This is a genomic window from Acidovorax cavernicola (genome assembly GCF_003581445.1).
Map to the genome: position 1 here is coordinate 1 of NZ_QXMN01000079.1, position 9,644 is coordinate 9,644.

The 9,644-nt window shown below is 69.8% G+C and carries 7 protein-coding genes; 3 read left to right on the forward strand and 4 right to left on the reverse strand.

Going from position 1 to position 9,644, the window contains the following annotated elements; translation table 11 throughout:
• Nucleotides 1-340: 340 nt before the first annotated feature.
• Both D3H34_RS30410 and D3H34_RS30415 read left to right on the forward strand, forming a co-directional pair.
• Complete coding sequence (locus D3H34_RS30410) at nt 341-2,242, forward strand: ATP-binding cassette domain-containing protein (RefSeq protein ID WP_119558562.1); 1,902 nt, start codon at nt 341-343, stop codon at nt 2,240-2,242.
• A 106-nt stretch (nt 2,243-2,348) separates the two neighbouring features.
• Nucleotides 2,349-4,064 (forward strand): phospholipase D family protein, encoded by a 1,716-nt coding sequence (locus tag D3H34_RS30415; RefSeq protein ID WP_119558564.1) that lies wholly within the window; start codon nt 2,349-2,351, stop codon nt 4,062-4,064.
• Nucleotides 4,065-4,091: 27 nt separating this feature from the next.
• Here the strand turns inward: D3H34_RS30415 and D3H34_RS34950 are convergent, their stop codons facing one another.
• The 4 genes from D3H34_RS34950 to D3H34_RS30435 all read right to left on the reverse strand — a co-directional run bounded on the left by D3H34_RS34950 (nt 4,092) and on the right by D3H34_RS30435 (nt 9,154).
• Nucleotides 4,092-5,018, reverse strand: a complete 927-nt coding sequence (locus D3H34_RS34950; protein ID WP_119558566.1) for a copper chaperone PCu(A)C domain-containing protein — start codon at nt 5,016-5,018, stop codon at nt 4,092-4,094.
• Nucleotides 5,019-5,061: 43 nt separating this feature from the next.
• Complete coding sequence (locus D3H34_RS30425) at nt 5,062-7,347, reverse strand: TonB-dependent receptor (protein WP_119558568.1); 2,286 nt, start codon at nt 7,345-7,347, stop codon at nt 5,062-5,064.
• 119 nt (nt 7,348-7,466) lie between these two features.
• The gene (locus D3H34_RS30430; RefSeq protein WP_119558570.1) at nt 7,467-7,838 is read right to left on the reverse strand and encodes a DUF2946 family protein; all 372 of its coding nucleotides are present in this window, start codon (nt 7,836-7,838) and stop codon (nt 7,467-7,469) included.
• 11 nt (nt 7,839-7,849) lie between these two features.
• Nucleotides 7,850-9,154: a TraB/GumN family protein gene (locus tag D3H34_RS30435; RefSeq protein WP_286186466.1), complete on the reverse strand. Its 1,305-nt coding sequence runs from the start codon at nt 9,152-9,154 to the stop codon at nt 7,850-7,852.
• Nucleotides 9,155-9,217: 63 nt separating this feature from the next.
• On the opposite strand from D3H34_RS30435, the gene D3H34_RS30440 reads away from it, so the two are divergent.
• Complete coding sequence (locus D3H34_RS30440; RefSeq protein WP_119558574.1) at nt 9,218-9,631, forward strand: VOC family protein; 414 nt, start codon at nt 9,218-9,220, stop codon at nt 9,629-9,631.
• Nucleotides 9,632-9,644 lie beyond the last annotated feature (13 nt).

Consider the following 9,644-nt stretch of genomic DNA (forward strand, 5'->3'; position numbering starts at 1 on the left):
AAGCCTTCGATTATGCACTGTTTTTTCAAACCGCGTCAACTTTCGAAGACTTTCTTCACTATCCACAACCAGCACTCCTGAGAGCCCCGATCGCTTCGAACACCAGAGGTATTCAGTAGCGAAGCCCACGAGTATATGACAGATTTCGACTCGTGCAAGCCGCATTGAAAGAAAGTTGAAGAAGGCCCTTTCTGTCTCGCACGTTGCCAGCCTCGAGCCCCGCCCCCCTGCAGCAGGCGTCTCTCCCAGGCATCTCGCGCCCCTATATAGAGGGACACGAAGAAGCTCTGTTCCCTTGCCACCAGGCGCCGTCACCCGCCCCTCCGATAATCCGTGCCACATGGCACTCATCACACTCCTCGACGCGCAGCTCGCGTTCGGTCACGTCCCGCTGCTGGATCATGCGGACTTCTCTCTTCTCGAATCGGAACGCATCGGCCTGATCGGCCGCAATGGCGCCGGCAAGTCGTCGATGCTCAAGATACTGGGCGGGCTGGAGAAGCCCGACGACGGCACGTTGCAGTTGCAGCAGAACCTGCGCGTCGCCTACGTGGCGCAGGAACCCGCGTTGGACATGGATGCGGACGTCTTCACCGCCGCCAGCCAGGGCCTGGGCGAAGTCATCGCCATTCGCGACCTGTATCTCTCCGGCGCGGACGGGCTCGACCTGGACGCCCTGCAGTCCCAGATCGAAGCCTACGACGCCTGGAACTGGGAGCAGCGCGTCGAAGAGACGCTGCACCGCCTCCACCTCGATCGCAACGCGCGCGTCGGCTCCCTCTCGGGCGGCACGCGCAAGCGAGTCGCGCTGGCCCAGGCCCTGGTGGCCGCGCCGGACGTGCTTCTATTAGACGAACCGACCAACCACCTGGACCTGGACTCCATCGAGTGGCTGGAACAGCTGCTGATCGATTTCAAGGGCAGCGTCGTCACCATCACCCACGACCGCAGCTTCCTGAACCGCGTCGCCACCCGCATCGTGGAGCTCGACCGGGGCAAGCTCGGCTCCTACCCGGGCAACTTCGAGCAGTACCTGATCCAGAAGGATGAGCAGCTCGCCCAGGAGGCCGTCATTGCCGCCAAGGCCGACAAGCTCCTGGCGCAGGAAGAAATCTGGATCCGCAAGGGCGTCGAGGCCCGCCGCACGCGCAGCCAGAGTCGCATCACGCGCCTGCAGGAGCTGCGCGCCAGCCGCGCCGCGCGCCGCGAGGTACAGGGCAGCGTGAACATGGACGTGGCCTCGGGCCAGTCCAGCGGCAAGATCGTGGCCGAGCTCACCGAGGCCACCAAGTCCTTCGGCGAGAAGACGGTGATCCGCAAGTTCAGCGGCACCATCCTGCGCGGCGACAAGATCGGCCTGCTGGGCCCGAACGGCGCCGGCAAGACGACGCTGCTCAAGCTCATCCTAGGCGAACTCGAGCCCGACAGCGGCAAGGTCCGCCGCGGCACCAACCAGCAGGTGGCGTACTTCGACCAGATGCGCGACAAGCTCGACCTCGACGCCACGCTGGAAGACTTCATCAGCCCCGGCAGCGAGTGGATCGAAATCGGCACGCAGAAGAAGCACGTCAAGAGCTACCTGTCGGACTTCCTCTTCTCCCCCGCGCGCGCCAACTCCCCCGTGCGCTCGCTCAGCGGCGGCGAACGCAACCGCCTGCTGCTCGCGCGCCTGTTCGCGCGCCCGGCCAACGTGCTGGTGCTCGACGAGCCGACCAACGACCTGGACATCGACACGCTCGAACTGCTCGAAAGCCTGCTGCAGGACTACGACGGCACCGTGTTCCTCGTGAGCCACGACCGCACCTTCCTCGACAACGTGGTGACCAGCACGATCGCCTTCGAGGGCGACGGCCGCTGGCGCGAGTACGAAGGCAGCGTGGAAGACTGGTTGATCCAGTCCAAGCGCGCGCGCGAGATCGCCGAGCAGCGCGCCGCCTCGGCACCGGCCCCTGCCGCCGCACCGGCCCCTGCGCCGGCTGTCGCACCAGCCGCCGCCCCGGCGGGCGGGCCGCGCAAGAAGCTCTCTTACAAGGAACAGCGCGAACTCGAAGCCCTGCCCGCGCAGATCGAAGCCCTCGAAACCGAGCAGAAGCGCATCAGCGAAATGCTCGAACTCGACGGCGGCGCCATCTATGCCACCGACGCCTCGCGCGCCGTCGAGCTGAGCGAGCGCCACGCCAAGATCGACGACGAGCTGCTCGCCGCCATGGAGCGCCAGGAAGCGCTCGGCGCGGGTCGCTGACCGTCGTCTCCTCACGCCGGTTGCGCGCCCGTCCCACCCACGGCGGGCGCCAACTCGGCTATACATGCGGCACCGCCTTCGCAGGCCCCCGGAAAGACCCCGCCGCATGCCCTCCTCCTTCCACGCGTTCTTCCGTCGCAGCGCCGCGGTGCTGGCGATCCTGGTGCTCGGCGCCTGCGCGCAGCTGCCGAAGGACGTGGAACGCCCGGTCTCGACCGCCCTCGCTTCATCCGACGGCACCGCACTGGCGACCCTGCTGCAAGAGCGCCGGGCAGCCGACAAGGCACGCTTCGACTCGGGCTTCCTGCTGCTGGGCGGACCGCAGGCCGCCTACGGCAGCCGGCTGGCGCTGATCGAGAACGCACAGAAAACACTCGACCTGCAGTACTACGCCATCCATGCCGACGCCAGCACCGGCCGGCTGGTGCGCGGACTGCAGGCGGCGGCCGAGCGCGGCGTGCGGGTGCGCATCCTGCTGGACGACTTCCACACCATCGGCCGCGACGCGCTGGTGCTCGGCCTGGCCTTCATTCCGAACATCGAGATGCGCCTGTTCAACCCGCTCGCGGGCTCGCGCGGCACCGGCTTCAACCGCATGCTCAACGCGATCGGCGAGGTCTCGCGCATCCAGCAGCGCATGCACAACAAGCTGTTCCTCGCCGACAACGTGATGGGCGTGACGGGTGGGCGCAACCTGGGCGACGCCTACTTCGGCAATGCCACCACCGGCAACTTCGTCGACGTCGATGTGCTGGCGGCCGGTCCGATCGTGCAGGACCTGTCGCGCAGCTTCGACAGCTACTGGAACAACGAGCGCGCCTACCCCGTGCAGTCGCTGGTCTCGCGCGAGGAGTTCCAGCGCATCCGCGAGCGCGCCCGGCGCGTCGACAAGGAACTCGACGACGAAGCGGCCCAGGCCCGCAACCAGCCGAAGCCGCCCGACGGCGAGCCCCGCCCCGGCGCGGCCCCCACGGCCGAGCAACGCGCCCGCGCCTGGGACGAGAAACCGCTCGACCTGCGCAGCGCCGCCTTCGTCTGGGCGCCGGCGCTCATGCTGGCCGACGCGCCCGGCAAGATCCCGGCCGACCGCGGCCCCGGCGCCACGCGCAACCCCGACCTCGTGGTGAGCCAGCCCGAGCTGCCTTCGCGCAACGCCGCGGCGCTGGCCGACCTGGCCGCCAGCGGCGACACGGTGGTCGAAGGCCTGCTGCACCTGATCGGCCAGGCGCACACCGACCTGCTGATCATCTCGCCCTACTTCGTGCCCGGCCCCGACATGCAGCAAGCCTTTGCGGCCGCACGCGCGCGGGGCGTGCGCATCCGGGTGCTGACGAATTCACTGGCCTCGAACGACGCGCCCATCGCCCACGTGGGCTATGCGCGCCACCGCAAGGCGCTGCTCGCGGCGGGCGTCGAGCTGTACGAACTGCGCAGCGAACAGGCCGACTTCGGCAACGTGTTCGGCTCCTCGGGCGGCAGCGTCAGCGGTGCATCGCGCGCGATGCTGCATTCCAAGGTGCTGGTGATGGACGGCCGGCTGCTGGTGGTCGGCTCCATGAATCTCGACCTGCGCTCGCAGCTGCAGAACACCGAGATCGCGTTGCTGATCCGCAGCAGCGAACTCTCGCGCATGGCGGCCGAGCAGATCGAGCGCGGCATGCGCGAGCGCTCGTGGCATGTCGAGCTGGAAAAGGGCGCGCTGGTATGGCACGCGCCCGAAGGCAGCGGCCTGCAGGACACGGGCACCGAGCCCGACGCCAGCGCCACGCTGCGCTTCCTGCTGCGGCTGTTCGGGCCGCTGGCACCGGACCAGTTGCTCTGACGGTTCGGCGCCTCCGGTTCGGCCGGATCAGTGCTTGTGCTGGTGCGCACCGCCCGCCGCGGGAGCAGCAGCAGCGGCGCCTTCAGGCGCCCCAACCGGCAGCTTCAGCTCCAGCGTCGTCTTCGCGCCCTTGGCGTCCTCGAACTTCAGGGTCATGGGCACGGTCGCGCCTTTGGTCATCGCGCCCTTCAGGTCCATCAGCATCACGTGGTAGCCGCCGGGCTTGAGCTCGACGGTCTTGCCGGCCGGCAGGTCGAGGCCGCCGGCCAGTTCGCGCATGCGCATGGTGTCGCCTTCCATCTTCATCTCGTGCACCTCGGCCACGCCGGCGGCGGGCGTCGAGATGCCGACCAGCTTCGTGCCCGTGGGCGCGGTGAGCTTCATGAAGGCGCCCGTGCCGCTCTGGCCCGGCACCGACTGGCGCACCCAGGCGTCGCGCACGTCGACCGTGGCCACACCCTGCGCCACCACGTCGAGCCGGGGCGCGGGCGTCTTCAGGCCGGCGACGGCGGTGCCGGAGGCGGGCACTTCGGCCCAGTCGACGCTGCCGACGTCGCAGTCCTGGCGCACCTTGAACCACAGCGGGCCCGGCGCGGCGGGCACCTTGCCGCGCAGCACGAACTCGCCGCGCTCGCTGCCGGGCAGTGCGTTCTGCGGGGTCTCCGCGGTCCAGCGCACTTCGCCCTCGGCGCTGCCGGCCTTGGGTGCGTCGAGCTTCCAGCCCTTGCGTGCCTGTGCGTCGGTGAGCACGAAGCCCTTGGGCAGGCGCACCGCCAGGCCGGTGGTGGCTTTGGCGCCTTCGCAGGCGTGGCCGACGCGGAAGGCGGCGTTGTACTCGCTGCCGACGGTGGCGCCGCCCGGCGGCAGGCTCACGTGAGCGCCGGCGGCGCTGGCACCGGCCAGCAGGGCGCAGGCGGCGAGGGTCTGGAAGGTCGGGGTCGAAGGCTTCGTCATGGCGTGTGTCCTTGCGTGAGAAAAGGTGAGGGTCAAAGGTCGGTCAAAGGTCGAACTTGAGTTCGGCCACGAAGGTGCGCTGCGGGTACGGGTGGAAGGCCCAGTAGGTCCGGTTGTTCAGGTTGTCGATGCCGACGGCGGCGCTCCACTGGCGGTCGATGCGGTAGCGGATGCGCGCGTCGACCACGAAGAACTTCGAGAAGCCCATGTAGGCCATGCCGTTCGGGTCGCTGTTGTCGAGCGTGCCGTACTGCCGGCCGCTGTAGCGCGCGCCGACGGTGTAGCTCCACTTCGCGTCGGGCCGGTAAGTGGCGAGCACCGAGGCGCGCACCTTGGGCACGCGCGGCTGGTCGCGCCCGACGCTGGCCGGGAAGCCGCTGTTGGCGGTGATCTTCGAATCGGTCAGCGTGAGGCTGCCGCTCAGGTCCAGCCCCCGGATGCCCGCGTCGACCGTGCTCAGCGCCACCTCCAGACCGCGCGTGCGGATGGCGTCGACGTTCTGCACCGTGCTCACGAGATTGGTGAGCGCCTGGGTGTAGAGCGCGTCTTTCGTGTGCTCGAAGAACAGCGTGGTGCGCAGCACGCCGTCGAGCCCCCAGCGCTTGAGGTCGCGCTCGGCACTCAGCTCGGCGGTCCACGAGCGCTCGGGACGCAGGTCCGGGTTGGTGTTGACGATGCGGTTGCCCTCGATCGAGCCCTGGTAGAGCTCGCTCACGGTGGGCATGCGCACGGCGCGGCCGGTCGAGGCCTTGAAGAGCCAGTCGGGCGTGGCCTGCCAGGCGACGGCGGCCTTGGGCGAGACGAAGCTGTTCTTGCGCGGCGCGAAGTCGAGCAGCCTTGTCGCGTTGCCGAGCTGGCCGCCGTACGCTTCCCAGCGTTCGTGGCGCAGGCCCAGCGTGGTCTTCCAGTCTTTCGCGAAGCGCCAGGTGTCCTGCACGTAGAGCGAGCGCAGCCGGGTGTTGCCGTTGAAGGCGGAGAACGGCGACACGGCCGGCCCGCCGATCCAGTCGCGCGTGGTGCCGATGGCGCTGCGCAGCCGCGCGGTGTCTTGCTGGAAACCGAAATCGACCACGTGCGCGCCCACGCCTTCGGCCGAGCCGGTGGGACGCCAGGTGCCCGCGGCCTTGAAGGTGTGCCAGCCGGTGCCGCCCATGTCGGTGGTGCGACCCGGGCCGCCGTAGAAGGCGCCCGGCAGCGCCACTGTCGGCGTGCGCGAGGTGTCCTTCGCGTAGTCGAACAGGCTTGCCGCCACCTCCCAGTCGAACACGCCGCCCGTGTGGCTCTTCACCGACAGGCCGTGCATGTAGTGCGTGAGCGCCGTTTCGGTCGGCGCGAAGGCGGCGGCCGGCGTGTCGAGGGTGTAGGTGCGCCCGCCGATGTTCACGCGCCCGCCGTACACCGGCTGACCGAGCGCGTCGCGCAGCCAGGTGTCCGTGCTGCCGTGCGTGGTGTTGTGCCAGGCGCCGAGCGTGTAGGTGGCGCGCACCGTGGGCGAGAAGTCGTAGGCCAGCTTGAGCTTGGCCTGCTCCTGGGTGGTGTCGTAGGCGGTGGTACCGCCCAGCAGCCACCACGGCTGGTTCGACGGGTTCATCCCCAGCACGGCACCGGTGACGGGCGTGCCCGCGGTGCCGGCGCTCACCAGCCGGTTGGCGAACACCAGCGACTGTCCCTTGCTGTGGGTGCGCGAGGCGCCGAGCCACCACGACCAGTCGCCGCTGCGGCTGCCCAGCGACAGGTCGAGCTGCTGGCCGCCCGGCGACGAATGGCTGTTGTACAGGTCGAAGTTCGAGGCGAAGCCGCTGAGCTTGACGTGCGCCTCGAGCTGCGTGGGCATGCGCGTCACGTAGTCGACCACGGCGCCCACCGAGTTGCCCGGGTAGGCCGCGGAGAACGGACCGTAGAGCACATCGACGCGCTCGATCTCGTCGGGCGACACCATGCCCCAGCGCGGCGCGTAGGTGGCGCCGTTGCCCAGCGGGTTCGACAGCATGATGCCGTCGGCGTAGACCATCGCGCGTGCGCTGTTGCCCGTGCCCGAGGCGCGGGTGGCGAGCACCGCGTGGTTGAAATCGCCGATGTAGCGCTTGCGCACCAGCAGGCTCGGCAGGTACTTGAGCGCGTCTTCGGCGTCGGTCGCGTTGACCGTCTCGGCGATCTGCTCGGCGGTCACGCCTTCGATGGTGGTGGGAATCTGCGTCGGCAGCGAGGTCGGCCGGCCGCCGCTGATGGTGACGGTGCCGAGCGCGCGGCCCGGGGCGGCCTCAGCCTCAGCCTCGGGCGGCGACGACTGCTGCTGCGCCCACGCCGGCGCGCTGAAAGGAAAGGCCATGGCGATCGCCAGGGCGAGGGAGTGCTGTTTCAAGAGGAACCGGCTCCACGAACTTCAAACCAAGGGGGCCGCCTGCGCGCACACGGGGTGCACTCACAGGCTGCGACGGGGTTGATCGCTCAGGCGAAGCGCGGGGGTCCGCGGGCCGGCAGTGGTGCGGCCGTGGCCGCGGCATGGCGCGCGGCGGGAATGGGTTGAAGCACGCGCCCCAGCGGCAGGGGCGGGTCGAAGGCGGTGGCCAGCGGCGGCGGGGGCGGTGCGCCGGTCAGCACGCACAGCGGGCAATCCATGTGCGTGGCGCCCAGGTCCTGCACGCCGTCTTCGGTGTGCACCACCACCTTGATGGTGCCGGCGCCGGCACACACCAGCTCCATCGCCTGTGGATGCACCACGGGCGACGCCACCGCCACGCCCAGCGACAGCACGAACCACAGCAGCACCCACCGGCCGAGACGGCCGATCAGGCGGGGGTGGAGGCGCAGCGTGTGCATGGCGGTCGCGATTATCGGCGCACTTTGCTGTTGGCGGCCTTGGGAGCCGGGGCGCGGGCGGCTGCACGGGGTGCAGCCTTTGCCGACGACGCCTTGCTGCTCCGGGGCGCAGCGGCGGCCCTGGCACCGGATTTCGACGCAGCCTTCTGGCCTTGGCCCTTGCCCGCCTTCTGCCCCTTGACGTTCTTGCCACCACGCACGGCCTTGCGGGCCGGCGGTTCGGGCGCCGCGAGCGGCGGCATCGGCAGCGCCATCTGCGCCTGCGCCTCGGTGAGCACCGGCGTCACGCGAAAGCCGCGCGACGCCATCAGCGTGGGCAGGCCCTGCGCGCCGACCATGTGCAGCGCGCCGACCGCCGCGAACACGCCCCGCCCGCCCGCATGCAGGCGCTCGATGCCGTCGGCCAGGCCGGGGTTGCGGTCGTCGAGCAGGCGCTTCATGAGGCGCTGCTCGGCCGGCGTGTTCAGGCACTCGCACCACTCGGCATAGCGCGCCAGCCGGGCTGCGTCGCTGCGTGCCCAGACGTCGGCCAGCGTCTTGAGCTGGCCGCGCAGCCGGCCCGATTCCAGCTCGTCGAGCATGGCGTCGATCTGCTCGCCCTCCTCGGCTTCGGAACCGTCGGTCAGCCAGCGCAGCTGGTCGGCCGCGTTCTCGAGCGCGACGATCGGCTTGTTGCTGTTGCGGGCCGAGACGGCCAGTGTTTCGTCGACGCCGAACTCCGGGTACAGGCCGTCGACGCGCGCCGCCAGCGCCGTGAGCGCCGTGACCTGCAGGATGGGCGGGAGCCTGGCGGTCGAACCCGGCGGCACGCAGGCCTCGGCGTTCTGGCGCTCGAGCCGGCGGGCGCGTTCGCCGCTGAGCACGCGCGCCACCGCGGCCGGATCGGCCGCCCGGCTCAAGGCGCGCACCGTGGCCTCGTCGCGCGAATCCAGTTCGAGTGCCAGCGTGTCGCTCTGCGTCAGCGCGTTCTGCACGGTGGGGCCGGGGCGCACCCATTCGCCGCGCCCCAGGTGCATGGTGCCGTAGAGCCAGGAGGTGCGGCCGTCGCGCTCGATGCGCCACAGCAGGCCGCGGTCGACGCCGTTGCGCAGGCCGATGCCGGGCTTCTCGAGGCTCGCGATGGCCGAGGGCGGGCAGGTGGCGGCATGTGCTGCCGCGCCGAGTACCGCAAGAAAGCAACCGCCGACACCGACAACGATCTGGCGGGTCAAACGGTTCAGGTGGGACAGAGGTGCAGGAAGGCGCTGAGGCGCCGGCCGGTCGGTGCCGCGCGACAGCAGGCGCAGCGGTGCGACGAGGGCTCGGAGTATCCGCAAGGCGAGCTCCATGAAGAAAGAAAGTCCGGCATTCTCACAGCACCGCTGCCCATAATCCAAAACATGCAAAGCATCTTTCACCTTGCCATTCACGTGCGTGACTTGGACGACGCCCGCCGCTTCTACGGCGACGTGCTCGGCTGCGCCGAAGGCCGCAGCACCGACACCTGGGTCGACTTCGACTTCTTCGGCCACCAGATCTCGCTGCACCTGGGCGAACCTTTTGCCACCACCCGCACCGGCCGCGTCGGCGATGCGATGGTGCCCATGCCGCACTTCGGCATCGTGCTCGCCCTGCCCGACTGGCAGGCACTGGCCGGGCGCCTCGAGGCCGCCGGCACCGAGTTCGTGCTGAAGCCGCAGGTGCGCTTCGAAGGCCAGCCGGGCGAGCAATGGACGATGTTCTTCTGCGACCCCTTCGGCAACCCGATCGAGGTCAAAGGCTTCCGATCGCTCGACACGCTCTACGACAAGTGACCCTGCCCCCGCC